Below are 21,504 nucleotides of genomic sequence, written 5' to 3' on the forward strand. Positions count from 1 at the left end.
ACAGAGCGCAGAAATATCAGTAATGAAGATAAAAGTTTATTCCTGTAAGGAGGAGAAATCATGGGACGTTATGTACAAGTTGAAGAAAACGTAAAAATTTACGTAGAAGATATTGGGGAAGGGACCCCGGTTATTTTCCTACATGGATGGCCTGCGAATCATAAGATGTTTGAGTATCAATTTTCCCGGCTACCTGCAAATGGATTCCGTTGTATCGGTATTGATTTCCGCGGATTTGGTAACTCGGATGCTCCATGGGAAAGCTACTCGTATGATCGGCTCGCCGATGATGTAAAGGCAGTTATTGATGAACTCAAAATTACCAATGCCACACTTCTCGGCTTCTCCATGGGCGGGGCTGTGGCGATAAGGTATATGGCCCGTCATAACGGATATGGGGTTGCGAGCCTCGTATTGGCAGGTGCAGCGGCACCTGTGTTTACCAAACGAGACGACTTTGATTATGGAATGGACCCGGCAGAGTTGACAGAGCAGCTGATTGACGCCACGTATGAAGATCGTCCGAAGATGCTTGCTAATTTTGGACTTCAATTCACTAAAACAAAGAGCAAATCTGAAATGATGATGTGGCTGGAATCTCTTTGTTATCAAGCTTCGCATCACGGAACGATTAAGGCGGCCGAGTCGTTACGGGATGAAGATTTGCGTCCAGATCTGAAACAGATCAACGTACCAACGGTAATTTTTCAAGGTGCGAAGGACAAAATATGTGAACCTGATCTTGCTAGGCTGACGAATGAGGCTATTGCTGGCTCTAGACTAATCGAGTTTGAGGAAAGTGGCCATGCAATGATGTTTGATGAACAGGCTAAATTTAATGAAGAGCTTTTACTCTTCCTGAACACAGAGGATTTGCTGCATCGGGGTGAGGATATAGATCGTATGAACGGTGTTACGAGATAAAAAAAGAAAACAGCCGTTTCCTTGATATAAGGGGACGGCTGTTTTGGTTAGGAAGAAGCGATGCCATGCATAATGGTGCCTACTAAAATATCTACTTCTTGCTTTGTGTGATCCACGTCAGGATGAGGATGAAAAATATGCTGTGTTAAGAAGTAACCGAGTATATTTGTAAAAATAGTTCGCAAGAGCAAAGCGTTTGGAAGATCCTTGAGCTGTCCTCTGGCTTTAAAAGAATCCATTACCATATACATTCGTGGAGCTGCTTGCTCCAGGAAAAAAGGGATAAACTGCTCACGGATCTCTTCGCGGTACACTATTTCTTTAATGAAAACCATGAATATTTCTTTATTTTGCTGGACGAATTCCAGTCGGTTATGAATGAGCGCTCTTAGAAAGTCAGCAAAAGAAGGCTGATTCTCCGGGTCAATTGTCTGAAACAGATCATCTGCCAGAGCAGGGATAGCCTCTTTCAAAAAAGGAATAACGATAGCAATCAGCAAATTTTCCTTCGTGCCGTAGTGACGAAAGATCGTCGCTTCTGCTACGCCAGAAGCTTTGGCAATTTCGCTAGTCGATGTATTGGCATATCCTTTACTGGCAAAAAGAAAGGTTGCATTCTCCAAAATCTTTTGTTCTTTTGCTGTAGTTTTCTTGGAGAGTTTCACTTGGGAGAGCATTTCATCAAGCAGGTTTGTTGTTGATTTGTTCATTTACGCTGTAATCTCCTCTACTACAAGGTACACATGTCTTCTATTATAACTTACGATATTTTTTAAGTCCCCATACATTCAGTAAAATGAACAACGCTGCAAAACAAGCCAATATCAAAACATCGATCCCTATATCCGTAAAAGAGAATCCTTGATACATAATCCCTTTTAGTGCATGTGACGCATAATACATCGGCATAATGTGACCGATCGCCAGAAGCCAATCTGCCATTCCATCCAGCGGGAAAATCCCGGTGAAAAATACTTGCGGAATAATGGCCAGAGGGATGAACTGAATCATTTGAAATTCAGATGAGGCAAAGGTAGATAATAAGAGTCCGAGTGTTAGAGCAACAAGAGCAAGCAACAGGTTTACAAGCAGTACGTTCCAGATGGATCCAATCACTTGAAGATCAAATACCCATATGGAGAAGAAGACAATGATGAGTGTCTGCAGCAGGGCAAAGATACCATAACCTGTGACATAACCCATAACCACTTCACTGCGCTGAATAGGGGTAGAGAGCAGTCTTTCCAGTGTACCTGTAGTTCGTTCACGAAGAAGTCCAATCCCAGAGATCAGAAATACAAACAAGAATGCGAAGAATCCGAGCAAAATAGGACTAATGACGTCAAAAAGGTCCGTATCTTCCTGACCGTATACATAGGTAGTGTGAAGAAATTGATCCAAAACGGGTGTGTGTTCGCCCCCGTTCATTCCTGAAGGTATTTGCTGCTGGGTAATGTAATTCTGCACCGCCTGTTTAACGAACATCGCAAGACGCTGGGATGTCGTTGGATTTTCATTGACGAGCAAAAGTTCATAACTACCATCTTTCTGATAGAGGGCACCGTCTGCTTCATTTGCCAAATTCTCTTTTGTAGGTGGAGCGTCCATTTCAGTTACATTCATTTGTTCACTTAGAAGCTCAGCAAGCTTTTGATCTACTCCGCTAATGACGAGGTCCGGTTTCGCTGCTTCACCGCCAAGCAATACAAACATGAGGGAAAGAACGACTAATGGTGCGACGAATAACATCGCGAGAGTACGTTTGTCCCGCAGCATCTGTTTACAGATACGCTTATAGACGGCTTGTATTCTAGACATTTTCATCATGAACACCTCCCGTCTGCAAAAATATTTCTTCAAGTGTTTCAACTTGATAGGAAGTTTTGAGTGCATCAGGTGCACCTTCGGCTAGAATTTGGCCTTCACGAACCATTGCAAGACAGTCACAGCGCTGAGCTTCATCCATGACATGTGTAGTAACAATGATCGTCTTCTGCTTTTCATCCTTTAGACGAATTAGTTCCTGCCAGATGATTTGCCTAAGTTTCGGATCGATACCTACCGTTGGTTCATCCAATATGAGAATTTCAGGATCATGGACGAGTGAAATAGCCAGGGACAGTCTTCGTTTCATTCCTCCTGAATAAGTACTAACTTTCCGCTGTAGATCGCTGCTTAACCCAACCAATTCAGCCGCATATGCAATTCTTTCTTTCTGCCTTGCTTTAGATAGGGAATAGAGTTCTGTAAAGAACTGAATGTTCTCAAGACCGCTTAGTTCAGGGTAGAGTGCATCTGACTGAGCCATGTAACCGATCTTACTAAGGACAGACATATTAGGCATTTGCTCGCCTAGCACATACAGTTGGCCGGCATCAGGTGTGTCCATGCCAACCATCATTTTGACAAGGGTCGTTTTACCTGCACCGGATGGACCGATAAAGCCATAAATTTGTCCTTTGGGGATGGATAGAGATACATCTCTTAAGATGACGCGGGAACCATATTGTTTCATGAGATGAGATATGTGTATCGTAGGCAAGGATATCACCTCCTTTATTTAGAATGTTAAAATGTGAGTAATCACTCACAAAAATAATATAGGACTTTCTTGGTAAAGAATCAATGTCATTTTCTCTTCATGTATACGTTTTCAAATCACTAATATACAATGATATAAGGGAAGATTTTACATTAGGGAAAAAGGGGCGGTACGATTGATAAATACGAAGGCTACATCCCGGATTACACCCGACGTAAAAAAGGCACTGATCGAAATTGTTGGAGATAGGGCATATCTTGACTCTCCAAATGAACGATATGTCCATTCTTATGATGCAACACCACTGTACCAACATATGCCTGACGCTGTAATGAACCCCCAAAATACAGAGCAGATATCTGCCATATTAAAAATAGCGAATGCCCATCAAATTCCTATCATACCGAGAGGGTCAGGTACGAATCTTGCAGGAGGTACGATTCCGATCGAAGGCGGAATCGTATTAAATATGAATCGGTTCAATGAAATCTATGAAATAGATGAACAGAATCTAACGGCAACCTTGGGGCCGGGTGTCATTACTGCCGACTTGCACGAGGCGGTGGAAGCGGTAGGGTTATTTTATCCACCTGATCCTGGCAGCATGCGTATCTCAACCATTGGCGGTAACATGGCACAGTGTGCCGGCGGGATGAGGGGACTCAAGTATGGAGTAACGAAAGATTATATTATGGGTCTTGAATATGTACTACCATCCGGTGAAATTTTGCGAAGCGGTGGCAAAAATGTAAAGGATGTTGCTGGTTACGATATGACTAGACTGCTAGTCGGTTCGGAAGGGACCCTTGCGGTGATCACGGAAATTACAGTTAAGCTTGTGCCATTGCCCGAGACGAAGCGGACGCTTGTTGCTTATTACAATAATCTAGTCGATGCAGCGAGAACCGTTGAAAAGATTATCGCAGCAAAGGTGATCCCAGCGACTATGGAGTTTCTCGATCAAGGTACAATGCAAGTCGTTGATGATTACGCTAAGCTGGGCTTGCCTCTGGAGATGAAATCGATGCTGCTTATAGAGCAGGATGGAGAAGAGGAAGCGGTGGTGCGGGATATTCAGCGAATAGCAGAGATTGCGAGACAACAAGGAGCTGAGCGAGTTGAGATTGCTAGTACGCTTGCAGAAGGAGCGAAACTCATGGCCGCACGACGTGCAGCGTTATCTGCTTTATCTAGGTCGAAGCCGACGACAATTATGGAAGATGCAACGGTACCGAGGTCCAGACTTGCCGAAATGGTAGAGACAGTAGAACGGGTAGCGGAGAAATATCACTTGTGGATCTGTACTTTTGGCCATGCAGGGGACGGCAATCTCCACCCTACTTGTATGACGGATGAACGTGATCAAGAAGAGATGCAACGGGTGGAGCAGGCTTTTGATGAAATTTTCAGATCTGCGATAGAGCTCGGGGGTACCATTACGGGTGAACATGGTGTGGGACTGGCCAAAATGAATTATCTTCATTTAAAAGTAGGAGCAGGCGGAATTGAACTTATGAAGCAGATTAAAGCCGCTTTTGACCCGAATCATATTATGAACCCAGGCAAAATGTTTGCTGGTAGCGAGCGTCGGAGATTGGTGGTGAAGAGATGAGCGGAACACGGGTACGTAAAGAACAAATCCACGATGAGGACCTGCTTAAAAAGTTCGATCAGGACGAACTGCTGAACTGTATGCATTGCGGGTTCTGTCTGCCTGCTTGTCCTACGTTTCGTCAGACCGGTCTTGAATCGTACAGTCCCCGCGGAAGGATCGCACTCATGAAGGGGGTAGCGAATGAACAGTTGCCCCTTGACCCTGAATTCGAGAAAAATATGTATGCCTGCCTTGGATGCCGTGCTTGTGAAACAGCTTGTCCAGCCGGTGTCCAGTATGGCAGTTTAATTGAGACAGCGAGAGAAGTCATCGAAGAGGACAAGAAGCGCCATAAGAAACCCGGCATCATACGAAGAGCTGTCTTTAAAGAATTGTTTCCAAACACAGGACGTATCAAGGTACTGGGGAATGTGCTTTGGGCTGCACAGGCTGTAGGTCTTCAGCGGATTGCTGACATAACAGGACTCATTCGTATCCTGCCACGTGAAATGGCGGAAATGCAGCAAGCTGTAGACCAAGTAGCTTCTCCTATCGCTAGGAAGAAACGACTGCCCCGGATGAAAGCGGAGCAGGAAACAAAGGTAACGGTAGGTTTCTTCAGTGGATGTATTATGGACGTCATGTTTTTTGAAACGAATCAAGTAACGGCTAAACTGCTTACCAAAGCAGGATGCGATGTTGTCTTCGCTGAGAACCAAGCTTGCTGCGGGGCGCTACATGCCCATTCAGGAGAAATGGATGGAGCGATTGACCTTGCCAAACGAAATATAGAAGCCTTTGAAAGAGCAGGCGTTGATCTGATTGTAAATAATGCTGGCGGCTGCGGTGCTGCACTGAAAGAATATGACCACTGGTTTAAGAACGACCCCGAATGGCACGAGCGAGCTATGGAATTTACCGCCAAAACAAGGGATGTCAATGAACTGCTTGCCGAGCTTCCTCCACTTGAGTTTACTAAATCTTTGCCCGTCCGCGTAACTTATCAGGATTCATGTCATTTAGCACATGGACAGGGGATAAGGACGCAGCCAAGACAACTAATTGGCCAGATTCCGGGCATAGAGTACATAGAGATGAACGGAGCGGATCAGTGCTGCGGTTCAGCAGGAATTTATAATATAACGAACTATGACATGTCCATGGATATTCTCGATGATAAAATGAAAGAAGTAGAAAAAACGAAGGCTCATCTCATTGTCACGGCAAATCCGGGATGTTTACTTCAGATGAAGCAGGGGATATTGCGGGCAGGGATGGAGGATCAGATGGAGGCAGTCCACATTATGGACCTGCTTAATCGAGCGTTATAAGGGCGACTGGCGAGAATAACAAGGATATTAAGTGTAAAGTTAGAAGAAGCTAATGTGCTTCTTCTTTTTTTGTTTTTTAGTAAGAGTGTTGCGTTTCTTGATGAAGGCATGTATATTATTAATATCTTAAAATTAAGATAAATTATTTGAGAGGGATGAAGGTTATGACTAACGATTCATTATCGCTGAAATTGTTCGTCATTCTCTCCAAAGCTTATAAAGTAATCATGGAACAAGCTGTGAAGGATATGAAGAAACATGGATTATCGGAAACCGAATTTGCTATGCTGGAGCTTTTGTATCATAAAGGGAAATTTCCCATGCAGCAAATGGGTGAGAAACTGCTGATTACAAGTGGAGGGATTACATATACCGCTGATAAGCTTGAGAATAAAGAGCTGCTTCAAAGGGTTGCTTGTCCGAGCGATCGCAGAGTTACCTATGCGGAGATTACAGAACAGGGAAAAGAGTTGTTTCAGGATATCTTTCCAGCTCATCAGAAAGTGATTGCATCTATGATGACAGGACTTACCCAAGAAGAAAAGGCAGAGGCAATGTATTTGCTAAAGAAGCTCGGTTTATCCGCTCAAAACATGTAGCTACTCTCTATTAGTTACCCCTCCGTGCAGAGCCGGAATACTTGTAAAAAGGGATCATTTGAACAGTAACAATCAACAGGAAAGGATCTTTTTTTGAATTAATATCTCAGTATTAAGATAAAATGATTCTGAAAATGTTGATCAATATACAAACTTGAACGAAAAAGAAAAGGGGAATGATAAAATGGTAGGAACAGGATTACTAATAATTCGCTTGGTGGTTGGATTTATTTTTGCAGCACACGGTGCACAGAAATTATTTGGATGGTTTGGTGGGTACGGACCGAAAGGTACAGGAGGATGGATGGAGTCCATCGGAATTAAACCTGGGGTAGCAGCAGCAGTTATGGCAGGACTGGTTGAGTTAGTAGGCGGGCTTGCTTTTGCGGCAGGACTCTTCACTCCGATTGTTGCTGTACTTCTCGCGCTTACGATGGTGGTAGCGATGATCAAGGTGCATGGACCAAACGGTTTCTGGGCGACAGCGAATGGGGTAGAGCTGAATGTTATTCTAATGGCTGTGTTCATTGGAATCGCCTTTACTGGCGCAGGTGCTTACTCTATTGATGCTCTGCTGCAATAATTTCATCCTGTGAACACTTGATGATCCGGAATAAAACTCTTGTATTAAGAAAAGCCGACAGACATAAGTCTATCGGTTTTTTTGCCGTATTAGGATCTCCTTACTGTAACAGGAATGTTTTTGAAGAGTTGGGGAAACAATACACCAGAAACTACATCATGTTTTTACTGGAGGTGAAACTGTTTTGTGGCATCTAAATATATCTAATCTTATGAATTTAAACATTATACTACAGTCTTTCATCGTTCTGTTGGTTCCAATCTTGCTGATGAAAGGATTCGGAAGGATCAATGCTTGGGTACATTCCTTTCCTGCAAAAAGGAAGAAGCAATCTTCTATTACTAATACTAGCTCCAATGTAGCTTCTAGTGAACTTACAGGACAATACGTGGCAGATATGGCATTGATTCGAGCAGCAATCGGTAAAAATGCGGATGTGAAAAGTAGGGAATTTATGATCCAAGGATTTCACTATCAAGCCGCTGTTATTTATGTTGAAGGTCTTACCGACTTGAAGCAACTCCATATGAATATCCTTAATCCTTTAATGATGGAAGGTGTGAAGCAAGAGGAAAAAGAGCGGTTCCTTCATTCAGGTCACTCTCTTAAGGTATATCTCGAAGAGTATCTGCTGCTGACAACAGAATTACTGGAAAGCCGCTTAATAGATGAACTAACAGAAAATATTCTTGTCGGGCATACTGCATTAATTGTGGATGGCGTCAAAGGGGCTTTTTTAGTTCAGGCACCTAGTGGGGTATCGCGTACTGTCGAAGAGCCGTTATCAGAAGCTTTACTAAGAGGTCCACGTATCGGATTCACTGAGAAACTGAGTGAAAATATGGGCCTACTTCGAATCCAAGGGAAAAATAATAGTCTCTTTTTTTCAGGTCATGAAATAGGCGAAAGAACCAAGAAAAAAATGGTGATTGCCTATATGCAGGATATCGTGGATCCGATGCTTGTCACTGAGGTAGAGAGACGTATCAGCAGAATTCATATTGATGATGTTCTTGAGTCAGGTTACATTGAGCAGCTAATTGAAGATGACTGGATGAGTCCTTTTCAACAGGTTCAGAATACGGAACGTCCCGACCGTGTCATGAGTGCATTGCTTGAAGGACGGGTAGCTATATTGCTGGAAGGAACCCCCTTCGCGCTTATACTTCCTGTTACATTTAGCATGCTTTTACAATCTCCAGAAGATTATTACGAAAGATGGATAGGAGGTAGTTCCATTCGGCTGCTTCGTTTTGGAGCTGCACTTCTTGCTTTACTTGCCCCAGCCTTATATATTTCGTTTATTTCATTTCATCCTGGGCTAATTCCAACGAAACTTGCGCTTTCGATTATTAAGACCAGACAAGGCGTTCCGTTTCCTTCTATTATTGAAGCATTAATTATGGAAGTGGCACTTGAAATTTTGCGAGAAGCAGGCATTCGTTTACCTAAGCCAATTGGACCTGCTATGGGAATTGTAGGGGGCCTTATTATTGGAGATGCTGCTGTTAGAGCAGGTATTGTTAGTCCTTTTCTAGTTATCATCGTGGCGGTAACGGCAATTTCTTCCTTTACGATCCCTATGTACAGTGCAGGCATAACACTACGTTTTCTGAGATTTCTGGCCATGATCAGTGCAGCTTTATTTGGCCTATATGGCGTCATTATGTTTTTCCTACTGCTTTGCAGCCATCTCGTTCGGTTAAAGAGCTTCGGTGTGCCTTATGCTACACCACTTATTCCGTATAAATTAAGTGACTGGAAGGATTTCTTCGTAAGGGCACCTCTCCAATTGATGAAACAAAGACCGACCATTTTTAAGAATAAAGATAAAGATCGAGCTTAGGTTGTGATGACTGTGGAGGGGAGGAAGTCTAATGAGTAATCATCCAAAAGATGAAATATCAACAGTTCAGGCAGCAGTTATCATCATTAGCTATATGCTGGGTGCAGGAGTACTTACCCTTCCTCGGACGACAGCTCAAGCCGCTAGGACACCTGATGTATGGATCTCGGTAATTGTCGCAGCAGTGCTGGTTATCCTCGCCGGTTTAATTATCGTACATTTAGGTCGGCGTTTTCCCGGTAGAACCTTTTTTGAATTCACAAGGGAAATTGTAGGCAAGTGGATTGCTTTTCCTCTTGTAATTACAGTTATCGGGTATTTTCTTGTTATTTCTGCTTTTGAAACGAGGGTGATGGCTGAGGTAACCAGCCTCTATCTTCTTGAAGGTACACCGATGTGGGCCATTATTATGGTCTTTATGTGGATTGGGTTTTACCTAATGAATGGGGGAATTAACTCTATGGCAAGACTTTTTGAGGTCATACTTCCCATTACCCTCATCATTTTTGTCATCATCATTTTGCTTAGTTTAAAAGTATTTGAATTTGACAATTTAAGACCTGTACTCGGTTCAGGGGTGATGCCAGTTTTGAAGGGGATTAAGCCTTCTTTTTTATCTTATGCAGGGTATGAAATCCTATTAGTATTGTTGGCATTTATGAATAAGCCGAGTAAAGGAAACAAGGCACTTATACTGGGGACATGTGTACCACTTGGAGTCTACCTTCTTACTTTAGTCATGGTAATTGGAGGTCTTTCCGTAGACGGAGTTATATCTAGAACATGGCCAACTTTGGACTTAATGCGGAGCTTCGAAATGCAGGGTTTATTATTCGAGAGATTTGAATCTTTGCTGTTAGTGATCTGGATTATGCAGATGTTTGCTACTTTTACGATTACACACTATGCTGCATCCTTGGGACTTGCCCAATTGTTTAAAGGAAAATTAACTTTGTTTTTACTAATTCTTTTGCCCATAAACTATATCATCATGATGTTGCCAAAGGATGTGAATACCGTTTTTTCTATGGGTGATTTCTTGGGCAATTGTTCATTAGTATTGTTTGGGGGAATTCCTCTACTTCTTCTGATCGTAAGTGTGTTGCGTAAGAAAGGAGTCAAGCCAAAATGAAGCATATCCAGCTTAAATTAATCCATATTGTAAAAGTTTTTGTCATTCTGACAATGCTTTTTCTTACAACAGCTTGCTGGAGCAGCAGGGAAATCGAAGACCTGAGGGCCTATCTCGGAATAGGTATCGATGTAGCTGACGAGACGAAATTTGAAAAAGAAGTGAACATGCTAGGTGGACATTATCCAAAGAAAAATATTCTCACCGCTACGGTTCAAGTTGTTCCTGGCGTTTATGGCAGGTCTGATCAATCACAAAATACAGGCAGCCAAACTCCTGAGACCTTTTTTAATGAGAAGTTAACAGGCGATTCAATATTTCAAATCTTTCGTCAATTTTCCTTAAGAAGAGACCGGCCAATTATTGGACATCATCTCAAGGTCGTTGTGGTTTCACGTGCTTTATGTGAAAAATATGGTTTGGAAAAAATATTAGACTTTTTTCTGCGTGATAACGATATACGCCCAAGTGCACTTATACTAATCAGTCAGGAAAAGGCTATGGACGTGTTGAGCTCTAGTCAGCCCGGAGAGATTCCTGCTCTAAATTTAAAAGGACTCGTGAATAATCGACATCGAACCAATCGGATTCTTCCACCGGTTAGCCTTAGCAGGTTAGAAGCATACATGCAGTCTAAAAGAAGTTTTATTCTACAAAATGTAATAACGGCTGAGAATGAAATTAAATTTTCTGGTGCAGCTATTTTCAAGGGAGAAGCCAATCAGTGGATCGGTCAGCTTAATCAAACGGATTTAGAAAGTATTTCTTACATCTCCGGGACAGCAAAAGGCGGAGTGCTCAAAACCTATGATCCTGAAAATGGGCAGTCGATCGTATACGAGGTAAAATCGGCTGACAGTGTCATCACCCCTAAAGTAGAAGGGGATAAAATATCTTTTCATGTAAGTATGAGGACAACAGGAGAAATTATGGAAGATTGGAGTGAACCAGATCGTTTAGTAGATGAGGATTATATGAATAAGCTAACAACTTTATTTAAAAAGCAATGCCAAAAGCAAATTGATGAGACATTATATAAACTGCAAAATAAATATCGTGTGGATGTAGTCGAGTTTGGAAATCAGCTCCGTATAGATCATCCCAAGGTATGGAACCGGGTGAAGGATCATTGGGATGAGGTATTCAGTACAGCTCCGATTACTTATGATTTAGAAGTAGATATTACAGACTATGGATCTGCGATACATTAAAAAGAGCCTCTTACGGTGGTAAGAGGCGCAGGTATTTATATCATCTGTTTACCAGACTAGAGAATTGCCAAATACAAGTCCATTACTTATCAGTCTGCCTGGTGAAGTAATGGTCCGCCCATTTGCATACAACCCGGATGAGGCTCCGCCATCCATATTCATAGCTTGGTATGCTCCAAGCTCTACCATAATACTTCCCCACTGTTTTATCGTGGCGCCAGATACCGTGGCGAGCATGATTGATCCATCCTTCTTAATCGCAATCCCACTTCGAGCCCCACTGTCCGTGAGGATTTTGGAACTGCTGAAACCTTCACTTGCTGGATTTACACTTAGTTTCCCATTGGTTACAAGTCTTGGTCCTGCTCCTATTGCAGTGTGTACATCGTCCCAATCGATCTTTTTCCCTGATTCGGTATTATATGTAATGTTGTAGTCTACATAGGCTCCTGTCTTGAATTTGTCTGCCATCTTTTCTTCCGTCCCCGTAAATACAAGCACATATCCGTCTTTTGGAATGGTGGCATTCGTATTTTTGGCTACCTTTGTAACGATATCCTTGCGGACAGTTACTGCCGTTCCATAGGCAAATCCGACGCTATTTCCACGTTTAGGAGTATACATTACTGCTGATGTTTTTCCTTTTGTAGGTGTTCTGTTAACAAAATAAGCGTACCAATTTTGTGCGCGACCCTGACCCTCTCTTACCGTCCCGAGCAGTCTTACACGCAGCGTATCCATTACCGCTGATCCATCCCATTTAAAACCAATCGAGGTACCGCTGTTTCCGATATGTTCTAAGGTCCCGTCACTGATAATCATGCCATATGGGTCGGGTACACCGCCGTAAGCTTCAAAGTAAGTCCCGTTTAAGGCAGCTTGTGCTTGATATTTGCTTACAACAGAGGACAAGGACTGCGTTGCACCAACACGGCCACTCGCAAGTCCGGCAGTAACAGGCATTCCTTTAGGTAAAGTGACAGTTTGTACTGTAAACGTTTTGCCTGCAGCTTTCACTTTTTTTGCGGCATATACCGGTTTAGCAGTAGAAGAAGTTTTCTTGACGGTCACAGGGATAGAAAGTTTTCCTTTGTAACCGGGAGTAGTAACGGTCATGTTGATGTTCGTTGTACCTTTAGAAATCGGGATAATTACCCCGTTGGCATTCACTTTTACAATGTTGGTATTGCCAGAAGTGTAGGCGATGCGAACTTGCTCTGATCGTTTAAGCTTTGCTTCTAGAGGGAGTCGTTTGTCCATGGTAAGCGTGACCGATGAAGCTGGATAGGTCAATTGAACTTCTTGGGCTGCTGCTGCTGCCTTTGCTTGGAAAGGCAATACAGAAATGAATGAGGCGGGAAGAGCCAATGAAACGAAAAGTGCTGTACTTACAATAAAGGCAGTACGTTTTACATAAGGGTAGAAAGACATGTCAGAATGAATCCTCCTTTTTGATATGAAATCCAAAGATATTATCGGCAGATCAGGAGGATTCGCTTACAAGCTAAGGATGTATTTTTATTTTATTGCATTAATTTACAGTTGGTGATTATGGTTAACTATGTTTTTATAGTGACTATATTTTAGTATCTAATGATCTCTATCATTTAGGGGATAAATCATTTTGTTCACGAAATGAATTAACGAAAAGGCGTTTTTTTGTACTTCCTCAGAATCTGTGATATGATCACGTAAGTAATACCAGTTACAATAAGTAAGTAACAATATTTTGGGAGGTATATGATGAAAATCGAAATTTGGTCGGACTATATGTGTCCTTTTTGCTATATTGGAAAACGTCGCTTCGAAGAAGCGCTGGAGTTATTCCCTAACAAGGATAACGTGGAAGTAATCTATCGAAGCTTTGAACTGAATCCGAACGAAGCTAGAGATACCGATCTGACGACTTACGACAGTCTTGCACAAAAATATGGTATGTCTGTCCAAGAAGCAAAATCGATGACAGAAAATGTCGTAGCGCAAGCTCGTACTGTCGGATTGAACTACAATTTTGACGTCGTTAAACCGACAAATTCCTTTGATGCCCATCGTTTGACTCATTATGCAGCTGAGCAGGGTAAGGCAAAGGAAATAACAGAGCGACTGTTTTCTGCTTATTTTGAGGACGGCGAACATGTGGGTAGTCCAGAAGTGTTAGTTCGTTTGGCAGAAGAGGTTGGAATTGATGCGCTACAGGCACAAGAAGTTGTGGCAGGTTCTGCCTATGCGGAGGAAGTACGCAGGGATGAAAAGGAAGGGGCAGAGCTAGGTATTCAGGGAGTTCCATTCTTTGTGATCGACCGAAAATATGGAATTTCCGGCGCTCAGCCTCTTCAAGTATTTACGGATGCATTAACGCAGGCATGGTCGGAATCTCAGCCATTGAAAGTCTTCGGGGGGACAGACGATGCGCTTTGCACAGATGATTCCTGTGTTATGCCGGACAAAGAGAAGTAAAAAAAGCTAAATTTCCTTTCACTTAAAAACCGCTTAGCCGTATTAGGGCCGAGCGGTTCATTTTTTTATTTACATTATCATTGTATTTTGAGTCATAAAACTTGATAACGCTTACTATATATGGAAAGGAGACGAAAGAAGAGGAGGTTTACGCAGGTGGAGAATTACAAGGGCTCTATTCCGCTGGGTGTGATTTTGTGTCGGGACTGTTATAGTGAGCTCGGTGTGCAGGAAACAAACCGTGTCCAGGTTTTCTACTCTTCATGCGGTTCAGCGCATTGCAAGGACGCAAAACTGAATTCGGAGTACGAACAGTATACGGACGAATAATGATCTATCTCACGCTAATATAGGTAGATGACGATACAGTATATCCGGTAACACAAACATAAAAAAAAACAGGCTTATGCATCCTCGTTATTTTGCAGGATGCGTTCGCCTGTTTTTTTGTTCTATAAATACCTAGTTGGATTTCTCCAGTTTCGATTCATATTTGTTTGAGAACATGATTTTCAATAGTGGCGGTGTTACTAGTGTAGTGACAATGACCATAATGATAACAGAGGTATAGTATTCTGGATCAAGTAATCCTGCACCAAGTCCAGTACCTGCGATGATTAGTGCAACTTCTCCTCGAGAAATCATACCTGTACCGATCGAGTAGGACGAATGCCTGCTGAAACCAGTCAGACGAGCACCAAGCGCACCACCCAGTAGTTTGGTCAAGATGGCAACAATACTGATTACAATAATGAATCCGATTTGGGACCCTACCCCTTCAAAATCTACGTTGAGTCCAATACTTACAAAAAATACGGGTACAAATAAACTGTATGCAATCGGCTCAAGTTTCGTTTCAACCGTATGCTTGTATGGTGTTTGCGAAATCGCGATACCTGCTGCAAAAGCACCGATGATCCCCGCTATACCCATCCATTCGGCAAAATAAGAAAAGGCAAGGGCGATAATGATTCCGCCGGAAATAACCGTTTCCGACACTTTCAATTTCGCAAACCATTTCATTAGCACAGGCACTACCCAGATGGAAGCTGCGATGATAACCCCAAAGAAAAGTACTTTCTTCCCAATAAGGGAACCAATACTTACACTTTCTCCACTTGTTCCAAGAACACTCATCATGACCGCAAGCAAGACGACAACAAGAATATCATCGACAACAGCTGCGCCTAAAATGGTCGTACCTTCACGAGAGCTAAGTTTGTTCATTTCCTTCAGCGTCTGTACGGAGATACTTACCGAAGTAGCACAGAATAGAAGTCCGAAGAAGAGTGCATGATGATTCTCCATTCCGAAACTCAAGGCTGCTCCATATCCTCCAAAGAACGGAAGAATAACGCCTCCTACGGCAACAGCAAAAGCGGCTTTCCAGTTCTTACGAAGCTGTTCTAGATCTGTTTCCAGCCCCGCAATAAACATCAAGACAAGCACGCCAATTTCAGCGAATTCATGTATAAAGGAAGTTTGTTGTACCCAGCCTAGAATAGCAGGCCCCAAAATAACCCCCGCAATTAATTCACCTAGAACAGAAGGCTGCCCCAGTTTGACTGACAAATGACCTGCAATTTTTGTGAAAATAAGAATGAGCACAAGGTGTAAAATAAAAATAAATTCCATCGTTGTTCCCCTTTCAAAGTAGGTTTATATTGCCCTCAGTGAGGCACTCTTCATGCATGAACACACAAAAAAAGCCTATTTACGCAAGGTCCCCGTAAATAAGCCTAAAGATAGACAGAAGGGGGCCTTGGTGCCAGACTCCTCCTGTGAACAATATATGTATTTGTGATGTAATTAACGTTTCTATTTTTATTGTACCCTTTTTTGTAACAGTTGAAAAGGTTAATTGTTTTGGATCAAAAAATTCATACAAATAAAATCAAAATATGTATAAATTTAGTGTGATAAAGAGACCATACATTAAATGGTCTTAATATTGTTCAGAGTGTTGTCACTTAACAATTAGGGAATATGAAGTCTATAATTGTAGTTAGTATTTACCTATAGAGGAGGATTACGCTGGTTATGAGCAACGGTATTAAAGAAAGTGACTACGTCCCGACAAGTAAAAAGAATTTTGCGGGAATTATTATTACGGTGTCATTGATTGCTAATGTTATTATATTGCTGCTCTTTTTTGCACCGGTAGGTTATAACGGTGAAGTACAGTTTGATTATACTGTGCTTCCACGGATTAATGCCGTACTGAACAGCTTTACCTTTATCTTTTTGGTGGCAGCTCTTGTGGCTATTATGAAGAAAAACATTAAGATCCATAAGCGATTCGTCATTGCGGCGTTTACTTCAACCTTATTGTTTTTGGTCACGTACCTTACTTTCCACTACATTTCCCCAGAGACAGCTAAGTTTGGAGGAGAGGGCTTTATTCGTCCTGTTTACTTCACCATTCTGATTACGCATAGCTTTTTAGCGGCTGTTATAGTTCCGCTTGCGCTCTTCTCACTAGTTTGGGGCTGGACAATGCAGGTAGCAAAACACCGGAAAATTGCTCGCTGGACGATGCCTATCTGGTTATATGTAAGCTTTACAGGTGTTATTGTTTACCTTATGATGGCGCCTTATTATTAAGTTTAATTAAGTTTAAGTAGATTGAATTTCTAAAAGAAAATCATGCAATTACAATTGTCTGAAAAGACCGATGAGGTTCCCTGAACGGAAACTTCGTTGGTCTTTTTCTGTAAAAGGACTTGATTTTCTGAAAATAAAGGTATATGATTGACCCATCAACCATTGATGCGTCAATGAATTGAAGGAGGTCTTTATCATCTCTACATGCCATACAGAAGACCTGCTTTACTTGCTAATGCATTTGAACAAGCATATTGCGACCCGGTTCGAACGATGTGCTGGAGTTAGTCCCAATCGGCTGGAACTCCTTTGTAAACTGAAGGGTGGCCAAATTAGCCAGTCGGATCTGCAGAAAGCAGTGTCTATTGATCCGGCTGCGGTGACTCGTCATGTTCAGCAGTTGGAAGCGGAAGGAATGCTTCTGCGAACTAGATGTGAGAACGACAACCGGATTACGTTAGTTCAGCTAACCGAAGAGGGCGAAAGTAAATTAGCGATGTTTAAAGCAGAGAAAGATCGATTTATGGAGAAACTGCAGGTAGACCTCACTGAATCAGAACGACTAGAGTTTGTTCAAACTCTACGGAAGCTGAACAGTCAGATTCAACTAATGAAAGAACCAAGTAAGACCAATTAACTATAGAGATATAAGGAGAGAATATTATGACTGTAACTTCCCTAAACAATGATTATAAAGAAATTATTACTTCCCGCCGCTCTGTGCGTATGTACGACCCTTCGGTCAAAATCAGCCGTGAGGAAATGACTGAAATTTTGGAAGAAGCGACTTTGGCACCGTCATCCGTTAATCTTCAGCCTTGGAGATTTCTTGTCGTTGATAGCCCAGAAGGTAAAGCAACTCTCGAAGAGCTTGCACCAGGCAACAAAACACAAGTTACTACTTCTTCTGCAGTCATTGCAGTATTCGCAGATATGAACGCATTTGATAATGCTGACGAAATTATGGGTACTGCTGTGGCAAAAGGCTATTTGCCGCAAGAGATTAAAGATCAGATGATGGCTAATTATACCGATCTATTCGGACGTATTCCGGCACAAGCATTCCGCGAAATGATTCTTATTGACAGCGGTTTGGTATCCATGCAGCTGATGCTTGCTGCTCGTGCTCGTGGATATGATACAAACCCAATTGGTGGATATGACAAATCCAGAATTGCAGAAGCATTTGGTATGGAGAAAGAACGTTATGTACCGGTTATGCTCATCTCAGTAGGTAAAGCCGCTAAAGAAGCACGTATGACAACTCGTCTTCCTATTGACCGTATTGCGGAGTGGAAGTAAGGTTATGGCGATGATTATTATTCATGCAGAAATGAAAGTAAACCGTGAAGTAGAGGCAGAATTTCTGGAATCCGTACAAGAACTTATTGAGGCTTCCTGCGCGGAAGAAGGGAATATCTCGTATAAGCTCCTTAAGGATACGAACCAGGATGACACGTATCTCATGGTTGAACAGTGGAAAGATCAAGAAGCAGTAGGGGCTCACAATGCAAGTAGCCATTTTCAGGCGTTCGTTGCTAAAGCTCCAAAGTATTTGACTGCTCCGTTACATGTTCAAGCATTTACAGGTCAACCCATCAGTAAATAATTAATGAATTAAAGTAAAAGAAGGTCAATCGACGGGATTGATCTTCTTTTTTTGCTTGCTTTATTTTATAAAAGGTTGACAGATGAGAACGGAATGATAAAATGTAACATGTGCCTAAATGATAATGAATATCATTATCTGAGTCAAATAATTCCATCTATCTACATAATGCTACACCCTTCTTTACGGAATGAATGTAGCTATCCTATCCTCCTAAATTGACGGGGAAGAGGAAGGAACGGTTATGAAGAAGCGATACTTATTTACACTACTTATCATTTTGTCCCTTCTTTCCGTTTTTATCGGAGTAAAGGATATTCAGCCATGGCACTTATTAAACCTGGATGACAGTCAGAAGCAGATTCTGCTGGAAAGCCGGTTGCCACGGCTCGCAAGCCTACTTATCGCTGGGATCAGCATGAGCATCTGCGGACTCATTATGCAGCAGATTACACGGAACAAATTTGTATCTCCAACAACGGCAGGTACAGAAGATTCAGCAAGGCTCGGGATTTTGGTATCTATGTTGCTATTTGCTACCGCCTCCCCGCTTGTGAAGATGATTGTTGCTTTTGTGTTTGCGCTTGCAGGGACGTTTATATTTACGAAGATACTAGAGAGAGTTAAATTCAGAGATTCCATTTTCATTCCACTCGTGGGCATCATGTTTGGTAATATTGTCGGATCAATCACTACATTCTTTGCATACAAACATGATCTGATCCAGAATATTTCCTCTTGGCTGCAAGGAGATTTCTCAATGATTATTTCCGGCCAATATGAACTCATCTATATCAGTATACCGCTAGTCATCGTCGCTTACTTTTACGCGAACAAGTTTACGGTAGCTGGTATGGGAGAAGAATTTTCTGTTAATCTCGGTCTTAACTATAAGTGGATTGTAAATCTCGGTCTTGTCATTGTTGCGATGGTTACTTCTGTCGTTATTTTGACAGCGGGTATGATCCCTTTTCTCGGTCTAATTATTCCAAACATCGTTAGTATGTATATGGGGGATAATCTCAAGAAAAGTCTCTCTCACACTGCGCTCGTGGGTGCCATATTCGTTCTGATCTGTGACATCCTTGGACGGGTGATCATTTACCCGTATGAGATACCGATCGGCTTAACGGTTGGTGTGCTCGGCAGTATCATCTTTATTTTCTTGCTGATGAGGAGAAAGGCCTATGAATAACAAGACCAAGATTGCTCTACTCGCTGCTGTCGCTGTTGCACTTATTGGCATCTTTGTCTTTGTTGATTTAGGCAGTAGCTGGCGCTATGTACTTCCTAGAAGGGCTATGAAAATTCTAGCCATCATTTTAACGGGAAGCGCCATTGCTTTTTCATCCATGATATTTCAGACCGTTACGAATAACCGAATTTTGACTCCAAGTGTGCTGGGACTGGATTCACTGTATATGCTCATCCAAACTTTTATTATTTTTGTATTTGGATCAGCACAGATTTCTTCTTTCAGCAAAAATGTAAATTTCATTATTTCTGTAGGTCTGATGGTGATGTTTGCAGGGGTTCTGTATAGACTGCTGTTCAAGCGGGAAGGACGAAATTTATTCTTCTTGCTACTGATTGGTCTTGTCATGGGAACCTTATTCCAGAGCATGTCGACCTTTATGCAGGTCATTATGGACCCGAATGAGTTCTTGATTGTGCAAGATCGGATGTTTGCCAGCTTCAATAACGTCAATACGGATCTTGTTATCGTATCAATCATTGCTTTTGCGATTATCGGTATTTATTTCTCAAGATTCAGCAAGTATATGGACGTCATGTCGCTAGGACGTGAACACGCGGTGAATCTCGGCGTTCCTTATAATCTGATTGTAAGACGAATGCTGATTATTGTGGTTATTCTCGTCTCTATCTCTACAGCACTTGTAGGTCCTATTACTTTTCTAGGATTGCTGGTCGTGAATGTAACGTATCAAATGTTTAAAACTTATCAGCACAAGCTGATGATTCCTGCTGCGATGCTAATCAGCATTATTGCACTCGTAGGAGGGCAGATGATTGTTGAGAGAGTCTTTACTTTTGCAACAACACTGAGTGTCATCATTAACTTTGTCGGCGGTGTGTACTTTATTTATCTGTTACTTAAGGAGAACAAATCGTGATAGATGTGAAAGAGGTATCCAAACTATACGGGAACAAGTATGTGGTGGAGAATGTATCCGCCAGCATCCAGAAGGGGAAAATCACTTCTTTTATCGGACCGAACGGTGCGGGTAAAAGTACCTTGTTGTCTATGGTAAGTAGACTCATTAGCAAAGATCACGGTGAAATCTTCATTGATGGACTGGATGTATTCAATACGAAAAGTGGCGATCTCGCAAAGAAAATTGCCATATTGAAGCAATCAAACCACATCAACGTAAGGCTGACGATTCGTGATCTGGTTAGTTTTGGCCGGTTCCCTTATTCTCAAGGCAAGCTGACCAAAGAAGACTGGGCTTATGTTGATGAAGCAATCGAGTATATGGAACTTCAAGATATGCAGGATAAATACTTGGATCAACTAAGTGGAGGGCAGAATCAGCGCGCTTTCATCGCCATGGTTATCGCTCAGAACACAGATTACATTTTGCTAGATGAGCCATTGAACAATCTGGATATGAAACACTCCGTTCAGATTATGAAAGTGTTAAGGAAGCTGGCAGATGAACTAGGAAAGACAGTAGTCATCGTCATCCACGACATTAACTTTGCGTCCTGTTACTCGGATTACATCGTAGCCCTAAAGCATGGCAAGATCGTTAAAGAAGGAACTACCGATGAAATCATCGATACGGCGGTGCTAAGAGAAATTTACGATATGGATATTCCGGTCCAGACCATTGATGGCAACAAAATTTGCGTATACTTCCGGTAGGAAGAAGGTTCTATCATACTTAGTTTCATCATAGGAAATTCTTGCAACAGCAAGGAAAACAGGATTTCCTAATCCTATATATGTAAAAATATTATATTTATTTTAGTATTAGCCAAAATAATAGTATGAGGTGATTATTCATGAAAAAATTTAAATTATCTTCTATATTTACACTTGTTATG

22 protein-coding genes are annotated in these 21,504 nt (G+C 42.0%); 17 read left to right on the plus strand and 5 right to left on the minus strand.

What is annotated here, in order from left to right; translation table 11 throughout:
• The first annotated feature begins 60 nt into the window (after positions 1 to 60).
• Positions 61 to 924: an alpha/beta fold hydrolase gene (locus KFT32_RS23485; protein WP_211749867.1), complete on the plus strand. Its 864-nt coding sequence runs from the start codon at positions 61 to 63 to the stop codon at positions 922 to 924.
• Positions 925 to 971: 47 nt separating this feature from the next.
• On the opposite strand, the gene KFT32_RS23490 is transcribed toward KFT32_RS23485, so the two are convergent.
• Genes KFT32_RS23490 through KFT32_RS23500 form a run of 3 tightly spaced genes read right to left on the minus strand, consistent with a single transcriptional unit; the run spans position 972 to position 3,439 of the window.
• A complete protein-coding gene (locus KFT32_RS23490) occupies positions 972 to 1,634 on the minus strand; it encodes a TetR/AcrR family transcriptional regulator (RefSeq protein WP_211749868.1) in 663 nt (220 codons plus the stop codon).
• A 43-nt stretch (positions 1,635 to 1,677) separates the two neighbouring features.
• Positions 1,678 to 2,751, minus strand: a complete 1,074-nt coding sequence (locus KFT32_RS23495) for an ABC transporter permease (RefSeq protein WP_249436099.1) — start codon at positions 2,749 to 2,751, stop codon at positions 1,678 to 1,680.
• Complete coding sequence (locus KFT32_RS23500; RefSeq protein ID WP_211749884.1) at positions 2,735 to 3,439, minus strand: ABC transporter ATP-binding protein; 705 nt, start codon at positions 3,437 to 3,439, stop codon at positions 2,735 to 2,737. The genes KFT32_RS23495 and KFT32_RS23500 overlap by 17 nt, the downstream gene beginning before the upstream one ends.
• Before the next feature lie 202 nt (positions 3,440 to 3,641).
• Between KFT32_RS23500 and KFT32_RS23505 the strand changes: the two genes are divergently transcribed.
• The 7 genes from KFT32_RS23505 to KFT32_RS23535 all read left to right on the plus strand — a co-directional run bounded on the left by KFT32_RS23505 (position 3,642) and on the right by KFT32_RS23535 (position 11,762).
• Entirely contained in the window at positions 3,642 to 5,078 is a 1,437-nt protein-coding gene (locus KFT32_RS23505) for an FAD-binding oxidoreductase (protein WP_249436100.1), read from the plus strand.
• Positions 5,075 to 6,391: a (Fe-S)-binding protein gene (locus KFT32_RS23510; protein WP_211749869.1), complete on the plus strand. Its 1,317-nt coding sequence runs from the start codon at positions 5,075 to 5,077 to the stop codon at positions 6,389 to 6,391. The genes KFT32_RS23505 and KFT32_RS23510 overlap by 4 nt, the downstream gene beginning before the upstream one ends.
• Before the next feature lie 164 nt (positions 6,392 to 6,555).
• Positions 6,556 to 6,990 (plus strand): MarR family winged helix-turn-helix transcriptional regulator, encoded by a 435-nt coding sequence (locus tag KFT32_RS23515; RefSeq protein WP_211749870.1) that lies wholly within the window; start codon positions 6,556 to 6,558, stop codon positions 6,988 to 6,990.
• Positions 6,991 to 7,174: 184 nt separating this feature from the next.
• On the plus strand, positions 7,175 to 7,573 hold the full coding sequence (locus KFT32_RS23520) for a DoxX family protein (RefSeq protein ID WP_211749871.1): 399 nt from the start codon (positions 7,175 to 7,177) through the stop codon (positions 7,571 to 7,573).
• A gap of 184 nt (positions 7,574 to 7,757) precedes the next feature.
• Positions 7,758 to 9,419: a spore germination protein gene (locus KFT32_RS23525; protein ID WP_481856366.1), complete on the plus strand. Its 1,662-nt coding sequence runs from the start codon at positions 7,758 to 7,760 to the stop codon at positions 9,417 to 9,419.
• A 31-nt stretch (positions 9,420 to 9,450) separates the two neighbouring features.
• The gene (locus KFT32_RS23530; protein ID WP_211749872.1) at positions 9,451 to 10,551 is read left to right on the plus strand and encodes a spore germination protein; all 1,101 of its coding nucleotides are present in this window, start codon (positions 9,451 to 9,453) and stop codon (positions 10,549 to 10,551) included.
• The gene (locus tag KFT32_RS23535) at positions 10,548 to 11,762 is read left to right on the plus strand and encodes a Ger(x)C family spore germination protein (RefSeq protein WP_211749873.1); all 1,215 of its coding nucleotides are present in this window, start codon (positions 10,548 to 10,550) and stop codon (positions 11,760 to 11,762) included. Before KFT32_RS23530 ends, KFT32_RS23535 begins: the two co-directional genes overlap by 4 nt.
• Before the next feature lie 48 nt (positions 11,763 to 11,810).
• Here the strand turns inward: KFT32_RS23535 and KFT32_RS23540 are convergent, their stop codons facing one another.
• Positions 11,811 to 13,193: a phosphodiester glycosidase family protein gene (locus tag KFT32_RS23540; RefSeq protein WP_249436101.1), complete on the minus strand. Its 1,383-nt coding sequence runs from the start codon at positions 13,191 to 13,193 to the stop codon at positions 11,811 to 11,813.
• 312 nt (positions 13,194 to 13,505) lie between these two features.
• Between KFT32_RS23540 and KFT32_RS23545 the strand changes: the two genes are divergently transcribed.
• Both KFT32_RS23545 and KFT32_RS23550 read left to right on the plus strand, forming a co-directional pair.
• The gene (locus tag KFT32_RS23545; protein ID WP_211749888.1) at positions 13,506 to 14,219 is read left to right on the plus strand and encodes a DsbA family oxidoreductase; all 714 of its coding nucleotides are present in this window, start codon (positions 13,506 to 13,508) and stop codon (positions 14,217 to 14,219) included.
• A 156-nt stretch (positions 14,220 to 14,375) separates the two neighbouring features.
• On the plus strand, positions 14,376 to 14,549 hold the full coding sequence (locus tag KFT32_RS23550) for a GapA-binding peptide SR1P (protein ID WP_211749874.1): 174 nt from the start codon (positions 14,376 to 14,378) through the stop codon (positions 14,547 to 14,549).
• A 132-nt stretch (positions 14,550 to 14,681) separates the two neighbouring features.
• Here the strand turns inward: KFT32_RS23550 and KFT32_RS23555 are convergent, their stop codons facing one another.
• Positions 14,682 to 15,854, minus strand: coding sequence for a cation:proton antiporter (locus KFT32_RS23555; RefSeq protein ID WP_211749875.1), 1,173 nt, complete (start codon positions 15,852 to 15,854; stop codon positions 14,682 to 14,684).
• 405 nt (positions 15,855 to 16,259) lie between these two features.
• On the opposite strand from KFT32_RS23555, the gene KFT32_RS23560 reads away from it, so the two are divergent.
• From KFT32_RS23560 to KFT32_RS23590, 7 genes are all read left to right on the plus strand, one after another.
• Complete coding sequence (locus KFT32_RS23560; RefSeq protein WP_211749876.1) at positions 16,260 to 16,823, plus strand: DUF420 domain-containing protein; 564 nt, start codon at positions 16,260 to 16,262, stop codon at positions 16,821 to 16,823.
• A gap of 235 nt (positions 16,824 to 17,058) precedes the next feature.
• Positions 17,059 to 17,460, plus strand: a complete 402-nt coding sequence (locus tag KFT32_RS23565) for a MarR family winged helix-turn-helix transcriptional regulator (protein WP_211749889.1) — start codon at positions 17,059 to 17,061, stop codon at positions 17,458 to 17,460.
• Between the two features lie 26 nt (positions 17,461 to 17,486).
• A complete protein-coding gene (locus tag KFT32_RS23570) occupies positions 17,487 to 18,125 on the plus strand; it encodes a nitroreductase family protein (RefSeq protein ID WP_211749877.1) in 639 nt (212 codons plus the stop codon).
• 10 nt (positions 18,126 to 18,135) lie between these two features.
• Positions 18,136 to 18,432, plus strand: coding sequence for a putative quinol monooxygenase (locus KFT32_RS23575; protein WP_211749890.1), 297 nt, complete (start codon positions 18,136 to 18,138; stop codon positions 18,430 to 18,432).
• Positions 18,433 to 18,676: 244 nt separating this feature from the next.
• Positions 18,677 to 19,627: an ABC transporter permease gene (locus KFT32_RS23580; protein WP_211749878.1), complete on the plus strand. Its 951-nt coding sequence runs from the start codon at positions 18,677 to 18,679 to the stop codon at positions 19,625 to 19,627.
• A complete protein-coding gene (locus KFT32_RS23585) occupies positions 19,620 to 20,567 on the plus strand; it encodes an iron chelate uptake ABC transporter family permease subunit (protein WP_211749879.1) in 948 nt (315 codons plus the stop codon). The genes KFT32_RS23580 and KFT32_RS23585 overlap by 8 nt, the downstream gene beginning before the upstream one ends.
• Positions 20,564 to 21,322 (plus strand): iron ABC transporter ATP-binding protein, encoded by a 759-nt coding sequence (locus KFT32_RS23590; RefSeq protein ID WP_211749880.1) that lies wholly within the window; start codon positions 20,564 to 20,566, stop codon positions 21,320 to 21,322. The genes KFT32_RS23585 and KFT32_RS23590 overlap by 4 nt, the downstream gene beginning before the upstream one ends.
• Positions 21,323 to 21,504 lie beyond the last annotated feature (182 nt).

The sequence above is a fragment of the Paenibacillus sp. Marseille-Q4541 genome, assembly GCF_018310695.1.
In the GTDB taxonomy this organism is placed as follows: domain Bacteria; phylum Bacillota; class Bacilli; order Paenibacillales; family Paenibacillaceae; genus Paenibacillus.